The sequence below is a fragment of the Desulfovibrio sp. OH1186_COT-070 genome, assembly GCF_003860215.1.
Taxonomy (GTDB): Bacteria; Desulfobacterota; Desulfovibrionia; order Desulfovibrionales; family Desulfovibrionaceae; genus Desulfovibrio.
In genome coordinates, this window is record NZ_RQYH01000100.1 from 1 (window position 1) to 978 (window position 978).

Here is a 978-nt window from a genome sequence, read left to right on the forward strand (position 1 = left end):
GAGATATGGAGGAACACCAGTGGCGAAGGCGACTTTCTGGTCTGTAACTGACGCTGATGTGCGAAAGCGTGGGGATCAAACAGGATTAGATACCCTGGTAGTCCACGCCGTAAACGATGAGTGCTAGGTGTTAGGCCCTTTCCGGGGCTTAGTGCCGCAGCTAACGCATTAAGCACTCCGCCTGGGGAGTACGACCGCAAGGTTGAAACTCAAAGGAATTGACGGGGGCCCGCACAAGCGGTGGAGCATGTGGTTTAATTCGAAGCAACGCGAAGAACCTTACCAAATCTTGACATCCTTTGAAAACTCTAGAGATAGAGCCTTCCCCTTCGGGGGACAAAGTGACAGGTGGTGCATGGTTGTCGTCAGCTCGTGTCGTGAGATGTTGGGTTAAGTCCCGCAACGAGCGCAACCCTTAAGCTTAGTTGCCATCATTAAGTTGGGCACTCTAAGTTGACTGCCGGTGACAAACCGGAGGAAGGTGGGGATGACGTCAAATCATCATGCCCCTTATGATTTGGGCTACACACGTGCTACAATGGACAATACAAAGGGCAGCTAAACCGCGAGGTCAAGCAAATCCCATAAAGTTGTTCTCAGTTCGGATTGTAGTCTGCAACTCGACTACATGAAGCTGGAATCGCTAGTAATCGTAGATCAGCATGCTACGGTGAATACGTTCCCGGGTCTTGTACACACCGCCCGTCACACCACGAGAGTTTGTAACACCCGAAGTCGGTGAGGTAACCTTTTAGGAGCCAGCCGCCTAAGGTGGGATAGATGATTGGGGTGAAGTCGTAACAAGGTAGCCGTATCGGAAGGTGCGGCTGGATCACCTCCTTTCTAAGGATATATTCGGAACATCTCATAGAGATGATACGGATTAACGTGACATATTGTATTCAGTTTTGAATGTTTATTTTTAAACATTCATGATTAATTGAATATTGCATTGACTATTATATTTTGTTATAATAC

At 48.0% G+C, this 978-nt stretch carries 1 rRNA gene; it reads left to right on the plus strand.

Going from position 1 to position 978, the window contains the following annotated elements:
• A 16S ribosomal RNA gene (locus EII23_RS12025) occupies window positions 1-843 on the plus strand; the annotation flags it as partial.
• Between the last annotated feature and the right edge of the window lie 135 nt (window positions 844-978).